This is a genomic window from Campylobacter concisus (assembly GCF_015679985.1).
Lineage (GTDB): Bacteria > Campylobacterota > Campylobacteria > Campylobacterales > Campylobacteraceae > Campylobacter_A > Campylobacter_A concisus_AC.
This window is the reverse complement of the sequence record NZ_CP049239.1, coordinates 666,874-682,721: the sequence shown is the minus strand read 5'-3', so window position 1 is coordinate 682,721 and position 15,848 is coordinate 666,874. Positions and strand designations below refer to the sequence as shown.

General features: G+C 37.8%; 14 protein-coding genes. 8 read left to right on the top strand and 6 right to left on the bottom strand.

Annotated features, from left to right (window positions below; all coding sequences use genetic code 11):
- Positions 1-2: 2 nt before the first annotated feature.
- The 5 genes from leuS to yajC are packed head-to-tail and all read right to left on the bottom strand — an operon-like array spanning position 3 to position 5,651.
- Positions 3-2,468, bottom strand: coding sequence for a leucine--tRNA ligase (gene leuS, locus G5B98_RS03475; protein ID WP_196087183.1), 2,466 nt, complete (start codon positions 2,466-2,468; stop codon positions 3-5).
- Positions 2,469-2,476: 8 nt separating this feature from the next.
- Entirely contained in the window at positions 2,477-2,815 is a 339-nt protein-coding gene (locus tag G5B98_RS03470) for a DUF6394 family protein (RefSeq protein WP_021090699.1), read from the bottom strand.
- A gap of 9 nt (positions 2,816-2,824) precedes the next feature.
- Positions 2,825-3,796 (bottom strand): protein translocase subunit SecF, encoded by a 972-nt coding sequence (gene secF, locus G5B98_RS03465; protein WP_196087182.1) that lies wholly within the window; start codon positions 3,794-3,796, stop codon positions 2,825-2,827.
- 2 nt (positions 3,797-3,798) lie between these two features.
- The gene (secD, locus tag G5B98_RS03460) at positions 3,799-5,379 is read right to left on the bottom strand and encodes a protein translocase subunit SecD (protein WP_196087181.1); all 1,581 of its coding nucleotides are present in this window, start codon (positions 5,377-5,379) and stop codon (positions 3,799-3,801) included.
- Entirely contained in the window at positions 5,379-5,651 is a 273-nt protein-coding gene (gene yajC / locus G5B98_RS03455) for a preprotein translocase subunit YajC (protein WP_021090619.1), read from the bottom strand. The genes secD and yajC overlap by 1 nt, the downstream gene beginning before the upstream one ends.
- On the opposite strand from yajC, the gene G5B98_RS03450 reads away from it, so the two are divergent.
- Entirely contained in the window at positions 5,627-6,919 is a 1,293-nt protein-coding gene (locus G5B98_RS03450) for an apolipoprotein N-acyltransferase (protein ID WP_196087180.1), read from the top strand. The two genes, yajC and G5B98_RS03450, sit on opposite strands and share 25 nt — an antisense overlap.
- A 45-nt stretch (positions 6,920-6,964) precedes the next feature.
- Here G5B98_RS03450 and metK read toward each other — a convergent pair whose 3' ends face one another.
- On the bottom strand, positions 6,965-8,170 hold the full coding sequence (gene metK / locus G5B98_RS03445; RefSeq protein ID WP_196087179.1) for a methionine adenosyltransferase: 1,206 nt from the start codon (positions 8,168-8,170) through the stop codon (positions 6,965-6,967).
- A gap of 137 nt (positions 8,171-8,307) precedes the next feature.
- Between metK and sstT the strand changes: the two genes are divergently transcribed.
- The 7 genes from sstT to G5B98_RS03410 all read left to right on the top strand — a co-directional run bounded on the left by sstT (position 8,308) and on the right by G5B98_RS03410 (position 15,838).
- Positions 8,308-9,675, top strand: coding sequence for a serine/threonine transporter SstT (gene sstT, locus G5B98_RS03440; RefSeq protein ID WP_430746730.1), 1,368 nt, complete (start codon positions 8,308-8,310; stop codon positions 9,673-9,675).
- A gap of 87 nt (positions 9,676-9,762) precedes the next feature.
- Positions 9,763-11,484 carry a M3 family oligoendopeptidase gene (locus G5B98_RS03435; protein WP_103582609.1) on the top strand — a complete coding sequence of 574 codons (1,722 nt, stop codon included), beginning with the start codon at positions 9,763-9,765 and terminating at the stop codon, positions 11,482-11,484.
- A gap of 1 nt (position 11,485) precedes the next feature.
- Positions 11,486-11,935, top strand: coding sequence for a hypothetical protein (locus G5B98_RS03430; RefSeq protein ID WP_103582608.1), 450 nt, complete (start codon positions 11,486-11,488; stop codon positions 11,933-11,935).
- 51 nt (positions 11,936-11,986) lie between these two features.
- Positions 11,987-14,056 carry an ATP-dependent helicase gene (locus tag G5B98_RS03425; RefSeq protein ID WP_196087178.1) on the top strand — a complete coding sequence of 690 codons (2,070 nt, stop codon included), beginning with the start codon at positions 11,987-11,989 and terminating at the stop codon, positions 14,054-14,056.
- Positions 14,053-14,874 carry a tRNA pseudouridine(55) synthase TruB gene (truB, locus tag G5B98_RS03420; protein WP_107770525.1) on the top strand — a complete coding sequence of 274 codons (822 nt, stop codon included), beginning with the start codon at positions 14,053-14,055 and terminating at the stop codon, positions 14,872-14,874. The genes G5B98_RS03425 and truB overlap by 4 nt, the downstream gene beginning before the upstream one ends.
- A complete protein-coding gene (gene csrA / locus G5B98_RS03415) occupies positions 14,868-15,098 on the top strand; it encodes a carbon storage regulator CsrA (RefSeq protein ID WP_021090864.1) in 231 nt (76 codons plus the stop codon). Before truB ends, csrA begins: the two co-directional genes overlap by 7 nt.
- Positions 15,095-15,838: a 4-(cytidine 5'-diphospho)-2-C-methyl-D-erythritol kinase gene (locus G5B98_RS03410; RefSeq protein WP_196087177.1), complete on the top strand. Its 744-nt coding sequence runs from the start codon at positions 15,095-15,097 to the stop codon at positions 15,836-15,838. The genes csrA and G5B98_RS03410 overlap by 4 nt, the downstream gene beginning before the upstream one ends.
- Positions 15,839-15,848: the final 10 nt, after the last annotated feature.

The window sequence follows — 15,848 nt, the reverse complement described above, 5'->3', positions numbered from 1 at the left end:
ATTTATCCTTTAATGACAAAATTTACTAATTTGCCTTTTATATAAATCTCTTTTAAAATTTCTTTTCCCTCAAGCCATTTAGCCACATTTTGCTTAGCTAGCTTTAAAATTTCACTCTCACTCTCGCTTGCTGCCACTTCAAACTCAGCCCTTTTTTTGCCATTTACTGTAACTGCAAGAGCGATGCTATCTTTTACAAAAACCTCTTCTTTTACGGCTATCTTTGTGAAATTTTTCCTACCAAAAAGCTCTTCACTAAGCTCATTTGCGATGTGCGGTACGATAGGTTCTAGTAAATTTAAGATGATAAAAAAGCCTTCAGCATTTACATCGTCGTTATCTTGTGCATTTATGGCGTTTAGTGCCTCCATGCAAGCAGCGATTAGTGTGTTAAAAGCAAATGTGTCGCCAAAAACCTCGGTTGATTTTTTAAGCGCTTCATAAATTTTTAGCCTTGCAAATTTCTCATCTTTGTTTAGACTTTCATGATCTATCTCAGGTAGTTTATCTATCTTTTTGATAGTCTGAGCTTTTTCCCAAAGTCTATTCAAAAACCTAAATGCGCCCTCAACTGCGCTGTCATTCCACTCAAGCTCTTTTTGAGGAGGTGCTGCAAAAAGGATAAATAGCCTTGCCGTATCGGCGCCATATTTATTAATAATATCGTCAGGATCTACGACGTTGCCCTTACTTTTGCTCATCTTTTTGCCATCTTTTAAGACCATGCCTTGAGTTAGTAAATTTTCAAATGGCTCGTCATCTCTTAGATAGCCTAGATCTCTTAAGACCTTTTGGAAAAATCTAGCGTATAAAAGGTGCAAGATCGCATGCTCGATGCCACCGATATACTGATCTACATTCATCCAGTAATTCACGCTCTTTTCATCAAGCGCTTTTTGTTCCCAAGTCTTCTCATCGCTTGCAAATCTAGCAAAATACCAGCTACTCTCCACAAACGTATCCATCGTATCAGTCTCTCTGATCGCATCTTGTCCGCATTTTGGACACTTTGTAAATTTCCAAGTTGGATGTTTATCTAAAGGATTGCCCTCGCCTGTGATCTCGACATCTTCAGGTAGCGCGATAGGTAAATTTTCCTCTTTTTCAGGCACTACGCCGCAGCATTTGCAGTGAACTACTGGTATTGGTGCACCCCAATATCTTTGACGAGAAATTCCCCAGTCTCTTAGTTTGTAGTTTGTGATCCTTTTGCCTAAACCATCTTTTTCAAATTTTTCTATTATGAAATTTTTAGCTTCTTCTGAAGCAAGTCCATTTATAAGCTCAGAATTTATAGAAATTCCATACTCAGAGTATGCTTTAGAACCGTCGCTCTCGCCCTCAAGCGGCTTTACGACTGGCTTTATAGGAAGATTAAATTTACTTGCAAACTCGAAGTCTCTTTGATCATGTGCAGGGACAGCCATAATAGCGCCACTGCCGTAGTCAGCTAAGATAAAATTTGCAACCCAAACTGGGATTTTTTCATTGGTAAGTGGATGAACGACATAAATTCCTAAAAATTCTCCGTCTTTTTCGCTAGCTTGACGCTCTCTTGGACTTTGATTTAGGATTGCTTTTATTTTTGCCTTTTTGCTTTCATCAATTTTATCACTCTCAAGCAACGCTTTTACAATAGGATGCTCAGGTGCAAGAGCTGTGTAGCTAACGCCGTAAATTGTATCGGCCCTTGTAGTAAAAACCTCAAAGCCATCAAATTTACCACCTAAAGCCTCTTTTGAAGCTTCATCAAGATAAAATTTAAACTCCAAGCCGTAGCTTCTGCCGATCCAGTTTTCTTGCATTGTAATTACTTGATTTGGCCATTTGCCTTCAAGAAGCTTTAGATCATCAAGTAGCTCGCTAGCATATTTTGTGATGTTGAAGTAATATCCCGGAAACTCTTTTTGCACCACTTCATTACCACATCTCCAGCATTTGCCATCCTCCACCTGCTCATTTGCAAGCACAGTTTGATCGTATTCACACCAATTTATAATTGCGTTTTTTCTATAAACAAGCCCTTTTTCAAACATCTTTATAAAAAAGCTTTGCTCCCACTTAGTGTAAAGTGGATCAGATGTGGCTAAAATTCTCTTTTTAGAAAATGAAAAGCCAAGACTTGCAAGCTCTTTTTTCATATAGTCGATGTTTTCATAAGTCCAAATTTTAGGGTGAATTTTATGTTTTATGGCTGCGTTTTCAGCTGGCATGCCAAAGCTATCAAAGCCAATAGGATGAAGCACGTTATATCCGCTTTTTCTATATGATCTAGCAAGTGCATCACCGATAGAGTAGTTTCTTACATGCCCCATATGTATGCGTCCGCTTGGATAAGGAAACATACTTAGGATATATTTTTTTGGCAAGCTTAAATCGTCTTTTGGTTCAAAATCTTCATTTTTATCCCAAATTTCTTGCCATTTTTTTTCTATCTTCAAAGGCTCATATTTTCTCTTTTCAGCCATTTTTTCTCCTAAAATTCTTCTTGAGCTTTACTTGATTCTATTAAAACCAAGGCTAGTGAAAATATATTTGCAATGACTGCGCCAATAGCTAGTGAATAGCTAAGTGTTATATTTTCAGAGACTTGCAAAATAACAAAAGCTGGTATAAGGTGCAAATCAGCAACCAGCGAGCTTGCAAAAAGCTCAGCTGAGAGTAAATTTTTAACACCGATCTTAAGTAGCGTTGAAACCAAATTTATACTAGCCGCCACAAAGAGCGCAATCTCATTTTTATCATATAAAAATTCTGCCGTAGTCGTAAGACTCATCAGCGCAAAAAATATGTAGATAACTTTTCCCCAGTTCATTATCCCTCCTTACACAACGCCTTTCTCAAACATAGCACGCTCTTTCTCGCGCTCTTTTTTTATCTTTTGTTTTTCAGTCTCTCTGCTTCTAAAATGCTCGATGCTAAATTTAAACCAGATAAGAAACGGCGAAGAGATGTAGATCGAGCTGATCGTTCCTATGACAATACCAACGATAAGAATAAATGAAAATCCATGTATCATATCTCCACCAAATAAAAATAACACAAGAACTGTCATCATCGTAGTTGCTGAAGTTAAGATAGTTCTTGAAAGCGTGGCTGAGACCGACTCGTTGATAACGCCCTCGATGTCAGTTCTCTTACTCTCTTTAATGCCTTCTCTTATCCTATCAAAGATAATAATCGTATCATTTAGAGAGTAGCCAAGCACCGTTAATACAGCCGCTAGCGTGTCCAAATTTACATCAATATTAAATAGTGAAATAGCACCAACAGTTATAACTATATCGTGAATTTCAGTTGCGATCGCAGCAAGCGCAAATCGCCATTCAAATCTAAATGTGATATATATCAATATGCCAATTAGTGAAATTCCAAGAGCCATTAGACCTTTTTCTCTAAGCTCGTCACCAACTTTTGGACCAACGATATCAACACGTCTTACTTCAAAATTTCCAGTATCTTTTAAAATTTGCTTTATCTCAGTGCCGATGTCACCAGTTAAATTTGAACTTGATCCTGAAAATCTAATAATAGCCTCATCTTCGCTTCCAAACTCAGTAACAGAGGCGTTTTTAAGCACTTCATTTGTGCCAAAAGCGTCGCGAATTTTATCAAGTGGCGCTTTGGTGTCGTATTTTAGCTGAATAAGCGTACCGCCAGAGAAATCGATGCCGTAGTTTAGCCCCTTTGTAGCAAGTAAAACGATAGAGCCAATAAATAAAAATATAGAAAATGCTAGTGAAGCAAATCTAAAACGCATAAAATCATAAACTTTTGCTTTAGTAAAAATTTGCATCATTAGCTCCTTTTATAACCAAACCAAAGTCTGGTATTTCCACTTTTTTCTATCTTATCCATAGCGGCATCAAACATACCATGAGTGCCAAGTATAGCTGTTAGCATCGAAGCCATGATACCTATTGCCATTGTTACTGCAAAGCCTTTAACTGGACCAGTACCATAAGCGTAAAGCACCGCAACTGTGATGATAGTAGTTAAATTTGAGTCAATAATCGCGCTCATGGCGTGCTCATAACCCTTTTGCACAGCTGTTCTTATCGCCACACCCTCACGCAAAAGCTCACGTATACGTTCATTTATGATGACATTTGCATCAACAGCCATACCAATCGTTAGCACGATACCAGCCATACCAGGTAAGGTAAGTGTCGCTCCAAAAAGCGCCATGACAGCGACTAATATAACGACGTCTGCAACTAGTGCGATATTTGCAAAAATTCCAGAAATTCCATAATAAACTAGCATAAATAGCACTACTAAAATAGATCCAGCAGCAAGCGCTACCATGCTTTGATTGATACTCTCTTGACCTAAAGATGGACCGACACTTCTTTTTTCTAGCATCTTAACAGGTGCTAAAAGTGCGCCACTTCTAAGCGCGATCGCTACGTCGTGAGCCTCATCAAGAGTAAAGCCACCACTTATCTGGCCACTACCACCCCCTATTCTTTCATTTATAACTGGAGCTGAATAAACCTTGCCATCAAGCACAATAGCAAGCCTTTTGCCAACATTTGCGCCAGTAAAATCACCAAAAATTCTAGCGCCTTCTGAGTTAAGAGTGAAATTTATAATAGGCAAGTTATTTTGTTGAGAAAATGCAACCTTTGCATCAGTTAGCATCGAGCCATCAAGCACTGGAATATTTTTAACGACATATTTTACGCGGTCATTTTTAGCATCTTTAAAGATCACGTCACCATAGCTTTCAGCCTCGGCCTCGCTCATGGTATTAGCCTGATCTTGTCTTTTATCATCAACTGTCATAAGCTGCAAGTGAGCAGCCTTTGCGATAAGATCTCTCGCTCTTTGCTCATCCTCTTCGGTTTTTATGCCAGGAAGCTCGACTAGGATATTATCTTTGCCTTGTCTAGCGACTGTTGGCTCAGCTAAACCAAACTGATCAAGTCTGTTTCTAATAGTCTCAACAGCTTGTGAGATCGCATATTCGATCGTATCAAGCCTCTCTTGCTCTGTTAGAGTGATATGATAGTTTAGACCATCTTTTTTGATATCAAGCCCTTTTATCTCAGCAAGCGCCTTATCAACCTTTGGAGCCTCGTCACTATCAAGTAGTGCAAAATCAACGCTATCTTCTTTTATCTTAAATTTATCAATGAGCACATCTTCTTTTTTAGCATAATAATTTATACTTCCGGCTATTGATTTTATTTTTGAGTGAATAGCTTCGCTCGTTTCAACACCAAGTAGCATATGAAGGCCGCCTTGAAGATCAAGGCCAAGTGAAATTTTAGCCCCATTTTGAGTTTGAAAAAAAGATGGCACCGAAAAGCCAAAACCAAAAATCAAGGCTAATATTAAGATAATTAGCCTATATGTGACTCTTGCGTTACGCATTATTTATCTTCGATCTTTTTAGCTACAAACTCGCGTGCTATGCGAACGATTACATCATCGTTAAGTTTAACTTTGATAAAATCATTTTCGGCTTTAATCACTTCGCAGATAAGTCCGCCATTAGTTATTATCTTATCACCTTTATCAAGAGCTGCGAGCATTGCTGCATGGGCTTTTTGTTGTTTTTGTTGAGGTCTAATAACCAAAAAGTAAAATATGGCGAAAAGCACAACAAGAGGTAGTAATGATGTTAAAAAATCAGCGTTTTGCATGGATTTCCTTATTTGTAAGATTTTTAAATGGGCATTTTAGCACTAAAATTATAATAAAAGCCTTTGTCGGTGCTTTTTTGCTCTCCAACTTTATTTTTTTAAGCCTCTTCGAGAATTTGCTCTTAAATTTCATCTCACCGTTTCTAACTTTGACTGGAATTTACATCATCATAAATTTAAGCAGAGCTGGCTTTTTCGCAGCCGGATTTTTCACAGGAATTTTGTGGTTTTATTGGATCAGCTTTAGTTTTATCTACTACGATCTGATCTGGCTTATACCATTTGTCATTCTCTTTGTAGCCATTGTTTACGGATTTATGTTTTGGATAGCCTCTTTTCCTAGTTTTGTCGTGCTAAGAGCTGTTTTACTATTTTTAGTAAGCTACGTTCATCCATTTGGCTTTAACTGGTTTAATCTTAAAGCGACACTTGTTTTAGGAGCTTTTGAGCCAAGCACTAGGGGGCTTATATTTATATTTTTAGCAGCCATTTCTTTGAGTTTAAAAGGTAAAATTTTAAAATTTATCCTAGCTTTTATCTGCCTCATCGCTGCCTTGCAGTTTAAAAGTGGTGAGGCAAAGACTTTGCCATTTGACGTGGAGCTAATAAACACCGATGTCGCTCAAAGGGTGCGCTGGGATAAAAGCTTACGCATGAAATTTACAAATGAAAATTTAGACACGATAAATAGCGCTATCGCCAAGCAAAAACGTCTCATCGTGCTTCCAGAGAGTGCGTTTCCATTATTTATGACAAATGAGCCGCTACTTGCCGATGAGCTAAAGGAGCTTTCAAAAAAGATAACCATCGTAGCTGGCGCGCTTGCTTATGAAAATAAGCAAATTTATAACTCTGCCTTTTTATTTCAAGATGGCAATCTTAGACGAATGGATAAGAAATTTTTAGTACCATTTGGCGAAGAAATTCCTTTGCCAAAATTTATGCAAGATGCAGTAAATAAGCTATTTTTTGGCGGAGCTAGCGACTTTAAAAAGGCTGAAAATTTTAGTGACTATGAGATAGATGGAGTTAAAATCAGAAACGCCATCTGCTATGAAGCGACAAGAGAGGAGCTTTATAAGGGCGAATTTGACGTGGTTGTAGCTATCACAAACAACGGCTGGTTTGTACCAAGTAGCGAACCTGTGCTTCAAAGGCTACTAATAAAACACCTTGCTACAAAATACAATAAAGTCGTCTATCACAGCGTAAATGGCTCAAAAAGTGAGATCATTTTGCCCAAAAAAGTATTTTGGGATGAGTTCTAAAAGAGAAATTTAAAGTGGCTTTTAGATAAAGCCACTTTGATATAATTATTTTTTCAGTAAAGCCTTGAAAGTATCGACTGCATCAAGTTTTTCCCAAGGGTATTTTGCATTTCCCACTTGACCTTTTGCAGCTACTTTTGCGTATAAAAACGTATCTTTGCTTGGTTTATCAAGTCCAAATTTATTTGTTATCCAGCGAGGCGTTAGAGCGAAATGCTCGCTTACAAAATTTGAAAGCATATCGTCATTTACGCCGATTGCGTGAGTTCCCATGGTATCAACGCTAACTGAAGTTGGCTTTGCAACACCGATCGCGTAGCTTATTTGGACGATACATTTTTTAGCAAGGCCAGCTGCGACGATATTTTTAGCTATCCAGCGAGCTGCATAAAGTCCGCTGCGATCAACCTTTGTGTAGTCCTTGCTTGACTGAGCACCGCCGCCTATCGGGCTATATCCGCCAAAGCTATCAACTATAAGCTTTCTACCTGTTAGGCCGCTATCGTGAAGTGAGCTGTGATTTACATATCTGCCTGTTGGGTTTATATAGATGATCGTTTTTTCTTTATTATATAGCTCTTTTGGAAGTCCAGTTTCATCTATTAAATTTTGAATTAGTGCGCGAAGCTCTTCTATCTTAATGCTCTCCACGCAAGGGGCAGAGACGACGATAGTATGGATGCTTTGAGGTTTGCAGTTTTCAAAGTTGTCTTTGCTACCGTAATCAATCGTAACTTGCGTTTTTATATCAACGCCAAGCTTATCAGGGTTTGCTTTGGCAAATTTATATACTTTTTCGCAAAGCATTCTTGCGTAAGTTATGGCTGCTGGCATAAACTCTTTCGCTTCGCAGCTTGCAAAACCAAACATGATGCCTTGATCGCCTGCTCCGATCTCACCACTACTTTGATCAACGCCTTGATTTATATCTGGACTTTGTTGATTTAGGCAGACTTTGACCTCGATATCATCTGGGTGCAAGCACTGCTCTTTTGTAAAATTACTCTTTCCATCATATCCGATATGCGCAAGAGCGTCCTTTACGATCTTTTCGTAGTCTTTATATGAGAGTTTTACCTTTGAGTTTATCTCTCCGCCTATTACTATGTTTTTTCCAGCCACAAAAACTTCGCTTGCGACACGACCATTTGGATCTTGTGTTAAAATAGTATCCACTATGCTATCAGCGATTATATCAGCACATTTATCTGGATGACCCGGACTTACAACTTCAGAGGTAAATAGATACATTTTTATCCTTTTATTAACTAAAATTTTGTGTAATTGTAACAAATCCATATAAAAAGCGAATTAATCTTTTTAAATTTCTTTATATTTAAAAATCATTTAGCTAGAATCAACAAAAAACTAATTTATTAAGGTGTCAAATGAATATGTTAAGAAACATAGCAAGAAGATACGCCGATGGAAATTTGATAGTTCAAATTTTAGTTGGTATCATTCTAGGTGCCCTAGTTGGCTTTTACACACACTACGAAGCAGCTCCTTACAACAATATCTCGGCTAAAATTCAAACTATTCAAAACGAGAGTGGTTTGAGCGTAGATGAAGTTATAAAAACTCGCCTTAGTCAGTATGAAGCCAAGCAGCTAAATGAAGCCAAAGAAAAAGCTAGCTCAGCCTATTCTATCGCTGCTTCAGCTTCAGTTTTAGGCGATTTATTCAAAGGTGCTTTAAAAGCTATCGCACCAATTCTTGTCTTTGTTTTAGTAGCGACATCCATCATTTTAAGAGATTTTGGTCATACAAAAGGTATGCAAAAGATCATTACACTCTATCTAATTGGTACATTTTTAGCAGCCGTTATTGCAGTTGTTGCTAGTTTCTTATTCCCAGTGGAGCTTTCTTTAAAAGGTCTTGCAAGTGCTGATATGTCAGCGCCTCAAGGAATTACCAATGTTTTAAAAGATCTCATTTATAAAATGGTCGAAAATCCAATAAACGCCCTTGCAAATGGCAACTATATAGGCATCATTACCTGGGCAGTAGGCAGTGGTATAGCACTTAGAAATTCCACAGCTGAGACCAAAAAAGTATTTAAAGACATAAGCGATGGTGTAACTCATATTGTTAAATTTATCATTAGACTAGCTCCATTTGGCATCTTTGGTATGGTTACTATCAGCATTCATGAAACTGGGTTTGAAGTACTTGCAGGATATCTAAAACTAATTTTAGTTCTTGTTGGAGCAATGCTTGTTGTCGCATTTATCATCTATCCAGCCATGGTTTTTGTATTAACTAGAAAAAATCCTTATCCACTTGTGATGATCTGCCTAAAAGAGAGCGCTATCTCAGCATTTTTTACAAGGAGCTCAGCTGCAAACATCCCTGTAAATATGGCACTTTGCAAAAAGCTTGGTCTAAAAGAGGAGCTTTACTCGATCTCTATCCCACTTGGTGCTACTATAAACATGGGCGGAGCGGCAGTTACTATTAGTATCCTAGCGCTTACTGCGGTAAATTCTATCCCATCTATCACAGTTACATTTGGCGATGCACTACTTCTTTGCTTTATCTCAGCTCTTGGTGCTTGTGGCGCTTCAGGCGTGGCTGGAGGCTCACTTCTTTTAGTGCCATTAGCGTGCGGTCTTTTTGGTATCAGCAATGACATCGCTATGCAGTTTGTAACAGTTGGCTTTACCATTGGTGTCATCCAAGACTCAGTTGAAACTGCGTTAAATAGCTCATCTGATGTACTTTTTACAGCAGTAGCTTCAGAGACTTCAAACTAATCTTCATAAAATTTCAGCTAAATTTTGGCTGAAATTTTACTTTTATCCATTTTTTTGTAAAATGTCCCAAAAATTTAAAGGATAAATATGCAAATTTGGGATCTAAAAGCACTTTTTGCAAACGAAAAAGAGTGCGAGCAAAACGCACTAAATTTACAAAAAGAGTGCGAGAAATTTAAAGATAAATACCTTGAAAGTTATGAAAATTTAAAAACAGACGAGTTTTTAAAGGCATTTAGCGAATATGAAAATTTAATAGCTAAAATTTCAAAAGTAATGACTTATGCTTTTTTAAATTTTGCCAAAGATACAAGCAAGGGTGCATTTTACGCAAAGATCGATGAGATAGCAACAAAAGCAAATGAAAATTTGATATTTTTTGAGATCAAATTTAATGAGTTTAGCCCTAAAAAACAAGAAGAAATTATCAAAAGCTCTAAAAAATATGGCTACTATCTAAGCAATCTCGCTAAAGCAAAACCACACCAACTAAGCGTTGCCGAAGAAAGAGTCTTGCTTCGCACTGCAAGCACTGGGGCTGAGGGCTTTTCGAGGCTTTTTGATGAGAGCATGAGCAAGATGAGGTTTAAATTTAAAGGTGAGCTTTTAAATGAAGAGGAAATTTTAGCCAAGCTTCATGACAACGATCAAAGCGTGCGAAAACTAGCCGCTAAGAGCCTTTCAAACGAACTTAGCAAGCACCAGCACCTTCTTGGCTACATATACAATATGATAAAAACTGATCTAAAAATAAGCTGCGAGCTACGAAATTTCAAGCTCCCTGAAGAGCCAAGACACCTTGAAAATCAAATCAGTAAAAAAAGCGTTGATTCGCTAATTGCTGTAACTGAGAAAAATTTTGACCTAGTCTCTAAATTTTACGAGCGAAAAAGAGAAATTTTAGGTCTTAAAAAGCTTTATGATTACGATAGATACGCGCCTCTTAGCAGTGAGGGCGAGTATAAATTTGATGAGTGCAAAAAGATAGTTTTAAAGGCGTTTGGGACATTTTCACCTAAATTTGGCGATATAGCCAAAAGCGCCTTTAGTGACGGCTGGATCGACGTTTATCCAGCTCCGAACAAGCGAGGTGGCGCGTTTTCTCACTCTGGATCAAGCGACACGCACCCTTATATTTTGCTAAATCACACAAACCAGCGAAGAGACCTTTTCACGCTAGCTCACGAGCTTGGCCACGCCGTGCATCAAAAGCTCTCTTATAATGTAAGCTACCTAAACTCAGACACTCCGCTAACCACGGCTGAGACGGCTTCAGTCTTTTGTGAGATGCTAGTTTTTGACCACGTAAAAGACGGCCTTAGCAAAAAAGAGAAAATTTCACTGCTCGCTGGCAAGATCGAGGATATATTTGCCACGCTTTACCGCCAGATAAATTTCACCACCTTTGAAAGGGCTGTGCACGCACACGAAGGCGAGATCAGCCTAGATGAGCTAAATAAAATTTGGCTAAGAGAGAGCAAAAAGATGTTTGGCAAAAGTGTCACGCTAAATGACTACTACAAAATTTGGTGGAGCTACATCCCGCACTTCATCCACACGCCATTTTACTGCTACGCTTACTCTTACGCGCAGCTTCTTGTACTTGCACTTTTTGGGCTTTATAAAAGCGGTAAATGTAAAAATTTTGTCGAAATTTACACCGAGTTTTTGAACCTTGGCGGGAGTCTTAGCCCAAGGGAGCTTGTGGGTAAATTTGGCTTTGATATAGATGATAAAAATTTCTGGCAGATAGGCATAAACGAGGTCAAAAAACTAGTAGATGAGTTTTTAGAAATTTCAAAGGATTAAGATGTTAGACGAAATTTTAGACGATGAGAAATTTGCGCTTTTGATGAAGATGCACGTCTATGAGTGCATTGATTTTTTGCTTGAAAAGGGGCTAAATTTCTCAGTTATGGCAAATTTACCACTAGTTAGCTTTGAGCCAAGCTTGCCAGATGAGATAAGTAGAAGCTTTAATATGCCAGTCATTATGTTTTCACTTGGTGGCTATACGCTTGAGAGTGCGAAACTAACGCAAGATGAGCTTAGCTTTGAGGCCGGCTTTGGTAGTGAAAATTTTGCCTCTGTGGTCTCCTTTCCGCTCGGTGCAGTGGTTCAAATTTTGGTTGAAAATAGCCCGATCCTTGTAAATTTTTCTATTCATAAGCCAAAAGAGAAGCAAGCAGACCACACAAAAAAATCGGTTTCAGTCTTTTTACAAAATCCTAAAAATAAAGATATATTTAAGAAAAAATAGTAATTTTAAGCATTTTTGGTTAAAATCAAAAGAAAATTTAAAAAGCAAAAAATGGAAAAATTACTATCAAATTTAAACGAAGCCCAGCGTGAAGCAGCTACTCATATAGATGGTCCGATGCTCATACTTGCAGGAGCTGGTAGCGGCAAGACAAAGACGATCACAACTAGGCTTGCTTACCTCATCGGCGAGGTCGGTATAGACGCGGCAAATACACTAACTCTTACTTTTACAAACAAAGCCGCCAACGAGATGCGCAGTAGAGCCATGGCGATGCTAAGCCAAAGTGGCAAAAATTACTCGCCACTACTTTGTACATTTCACAAATTTGGACTTTTGTTTTTAAAGCTATATATTGAAAAGCTTGGCAGAAAAAATAATTTCGTAATAATCGACACAGATGATAAAAAACGCATCATCAAAAGCTTTGAAAGTCCAGTTGCCACGGCGATTTTGTCAAGTGAAATTTCAAATTATAAAAACTCACTTTTAAGCGTCGAAGAGGTCTATAAAAATGCAAATTTCTCGTCTTTCGATAAAAGCAAAGATAATTTTTACAAACAAGCTGCTCAAATTTATGAAAAATATGAAGACTATTTAAAAACAAATAATCTTGTTGATTTTGACGATTTATTGGGTCTTACATATAAAATTTTAGACGAGAACGAAGATCTTGCGAGAGAAATTTCAAACCGATACAAATACATAATGGTCGATGAGTATCAAGACACAAACGACCTTCAATATAAACTGCTAAAAAAGCTCTGTCTATGCCACGAAAACATCTGCGTGGTGGGCGATGATGATCAAAGTATCTACGGCTGGCGCGGCGCGAAAATAGATAATATCTTAAATTTCAAAGATCAATTTAAAGATGTAAAGATTATCAGGCTTGAGAAAAACTACCGCTCGAGCGAGGCGATACTAAAAGCTGCAAACGAGTTAATAGATCATAACCGCAACCGACTTGGCAAGAAGCTTGTGGGCACAAAAGGCGAAGGCGAGGCTGTAAATTTGATAGAGAGCTTTGATGAGAGCGTTGAGGCTGGTAAGATCGCAAAATGTATAAAAGAGCTTTTAAGCAAAGGCGTGCAAGCAAAAGATATCGCGATCTTATACCGCATAAACGCGCTCTCTCGCTCACTTGAAGATGGACTAAACAAAGAGCAGATCGCCTATAAAATGGTCGGTGGTGTAAAATTTTACGAAAGAGCCGAGATCAAAGATATCATAAGCTACCTAAGGCTGATAAATAATCCAAACGATGATTTTTCAATAAGGCGCATCATAAACCGTCCAAAGCGCGGCCTTGGTAAAGTAAGCCTTGATAAGCTTGAAAAAATGGCATTTGAGGGCAAAATTTCCATTTACGAGGCGATCTCAAACATCTCTGATAACGATGAAGCCTTTAGTAAAAAGGTGAAATCGGCACTTGTTGAGTTTGCGAACAGCCTAAAAGAGCTTCAAGAAAGCAGCTCGGTTTTTGACCTAATAGATAAATTTGAAGCTAAATTTGGTGTGAAAAAATACTACGAGAGCTTGCCAGATGGTGCTGAAAGAGCGGCGAACATCGACGAGTTTTACGCTGTTTTAAAAGATCAGATCAAGCAAAATCCAAGCTTTGATCTAGAGGAATTTCTAAACGAGATCACGCTAACAAGCGAGCAAGACGGCATCAGTGACGAGGCTATTAGCATTATGAGCGTGCATGCGAGCAAGGGGCTTGAATTTGAGCACCTTTTTGTTATCGGTCTTGAAGAGGGATTTTTTCCACTCATCGGCGATGGCAGCGACATCGAAGAAGAACGCAGACTTGCATACGTGGCGATCACAAGAGCTAAAAAGACACTTAGTCTAAGCTTTGCAAATTCGCGCTTTTACAAGGGTCAGCGCACGAGGCTAAATAAGAGTAGATTTTTAAGTGAGAGCGGTATCACGCATGGCTCGCTAGTCATCGAAAAGAGTAATGAATTTAAAAAAGGCGACTTGGTTAAGCATAAAATTTTTGGTATCGGTAGGGTGAGTGCGGTTAGTAAGATCAAAAAAGAGTTTAAGCTCACTATAAATTTTGGTGGCAACGTAAGAGAGATCATGTCAAGCTTCGTGGAAAAGGCCGTATGAACGCCATCTTCGTGGCAAATAAGCCAGCTGGCATGAGCTCAAACCACTTTTTAGGGCGATTAAAGAGAAAATACGGCGTTAAAAAAGCTGGATTTTCAGGTACACTTGATCCATTTGCTAGTGGCTGCCTAATAGTCGCTTTTGGCTCGTATACGAAATTTTTTAGATTTTTAGACAAAAGCCCAAAAGTCTATAAAGCAACGATCTGGCTTGGGGCTAGCAGTCCCAGCATGGACAATGAAAATATCACTGAAATTTCAAATGTAAAAGAGATAAATTTAGAAAAACTAGAAGCCATAAGAAGTGAGCTGACTGGCAAGATAAGCTACATCCCGCCAAAATTTAGCGCCAAGCATGTAAATGGTACAAGAGCCTACAAGCTAGCTAGAAACGGCGAAGAATTTGAGCTAAAGACAGAAACGATGGAAATTTTTGATAGCCAAATTTTAAACTATTCGCACCCATTTTTAACTATCCGTCTAAGCGTAAGCGAAGGAAGTTATATCCGTTCGTATGCAGAAATTTTTGGGAAAAAGCTTGGTTATAATGTAACTTTAAGCTCATTAAAAAGGACAAGTGAAGGCAAATTTTGCTACGAAAATGAAAAATTTTTGAATATTTGTGATTTTTTAAACATTCAGAAAAATACATATCTTGGGGATATAAACGATATTCTTGATGGTAAGAAATTAAAAATTAACGATTTTGAAACACAAAAGCAAGGAATTTATTTGCTAAATTATGATAAATTTATGAGCGTAATCCAAATCACGGATGATACTATAAATTACACTCTAAATAAGGTTGAAAAATGTTAATCCTAGCAAGAAAAGAAAATGAAGAAATTTTAATAGGAAATGACATAAAAGTTGTCATAGTAAATATTTCAAAAAATACCGTTAAACTCGGTATCGAAGCGCCACGAAATACAATGATACTAAGAAGCGAATTAGCAAATGATATCAAAAATGAAAATATCCATGCCACAAAAACTGCAAGTGAAGCCGATATCCACGAGCTAGCCAAAAAAATCGAGAAATGAAAAGCTTTGCAAAGATAAATATATTTTTAAAGATAGTTGGCACTAGAGGCAGCTACCACGAAATTTTATCGCGCTTTATCCTCTGTGAGCAGCTTTTTGATGAAATTTATTTTAAGAAATCAGATTCGTTTGCTATAGAATGCAACAACCGCGATATAAAAGATAACATCATCCAAAAAGCGGTAGATGAGCTAAAAAGAGCTGGCTTTTCAAACGAGCTTGACGAGTTTTTTAGCTCCCATAAAATCATCATTAACAAAAATATCCCAATTGGTGCGGGTCTTGGCGGAGGTAGTTCAAACGCCGCCACCTTTTTGCTAATGGTAAATGACGAGCTAAATTTAAATATAAAACATGAAAATTTGATGCAAATAGCGTCTAAAATCGGTGCAGATGTAGCTTTTTTCGTAAGTGGCTACAAGGCAGCAAATGTAAGAGGTATAGGTGAGATCATAGAAGAATTTGATGATGAAGTGCCAGATTTAAATATCTTCACACCAAATGTTTTTTGCTCCACACCGGCGGTTTATCAAGATTTTAGAAGCAATTTCTTACAATACATAGACGTTAATGCTGCAAAAAAGATGCAAAATTTAAAAAGCAAAGAGCTACTTGAAATTTATAAAAATAGGGAGCTAAACGATCTTTTTGCCCCATGCTTTAAGCTCTATCCACAGATGAACGAGTTTAAAGATAAATTTCTAAGTGGTAGCGGCAGTAGCGTATTTAGCGTAAAATAAAAGGTAAAAT

Coding starts and splice junctions, on each gene's coding strand:
- leuS (WP_196087183.1), bottom strand. CDS start 2,468: ATGGCTGAAAAGAGAAAATATGAGCCTTTGAAGATAGAAAAAAAATGG.
- G5B98_RS03470 (WP_021090699.1), bottom strand. CDS start 2,815: ATGAACTGGGGAAAAGTTATCTACATATTTTTTGCGCTGATGAGTCTT.
- secF (WP_196087182.1), bottom strand. CDS start 3,796: ATGCAAATTTTTACTAAAGCAAAAGTTTATGATTTTATGCGTTTTAGA.
- secD (WP_196087181.1), bottom strand. CDS start 5,379: ATGCGTAACGCAAGAGTCACATATAGGCTAATTATCTTAATATTAGCC.
- G5B98_RS03450 (WP_196087180.1), top strand. CDS start 5,627: ATGTTAAAAAATCAGCGTTTTGCATGGATTTCCTTATTTGTAAGATTT.
- yajC (WP_021090619.1), bottom strand. CDS start 5,651: ATGCAAAACGCTGATTTTTTAACATCATTACTACCTCTTGTTGTGCTT.
- metK (WP_196087179.1), bottom strand. CDS start 8,170: ATGTATCTATTTACCTCTGAAGTTGTAAGTCCGGGTCATCCAGATAAA.
- sstT (WP_430746730.1), top strand. CDS start 8,308: ATGAATATGTTAAGAAACATAGCAAGAAGATACGCCGATGGAAATTTG.
- G5B98_RS03435 (WP_103582609.1), top strand. CDS start 9,763: ATGCAAATTTGGGATCTAAAAGCACTTTTTGCAAACGAAAAAGAGTGC.
- G5B98_RS03430 (WP_103582608.1), top strand. CDS start 11,486: ATGTTAGACGAAATTTTAGACGATGAGAAATTTGCGCTTTTGATGAAG.
- G5B98_RS03425 (WP_196087178.1), top strand. CDS start 11,987: ATGGAAAAATTACTATCAAATTTAAACGAAGCCCAGCGTGAAGCAGCT.
- truB (WP_107770525.1), top strand. CDS start 14,053: ATGAACGCCATCTTCGTGGCAAATAAGCCAGCTGGCATGAGCTCAAAC.
- csrA (WP_021090864.1), top strand. CDS start 14,868: ATGTTAATCCTAGCAAGAAAAGAAAATGAAGAAATTTTAATAGGAAAT.
- G5B98_RS03410 (WP_196087177.1), top strand. CDS start 15,095: ATGAAAAGCTTTGCAAAGATAAATATATTTTTAAAGATAGTTGGCACT.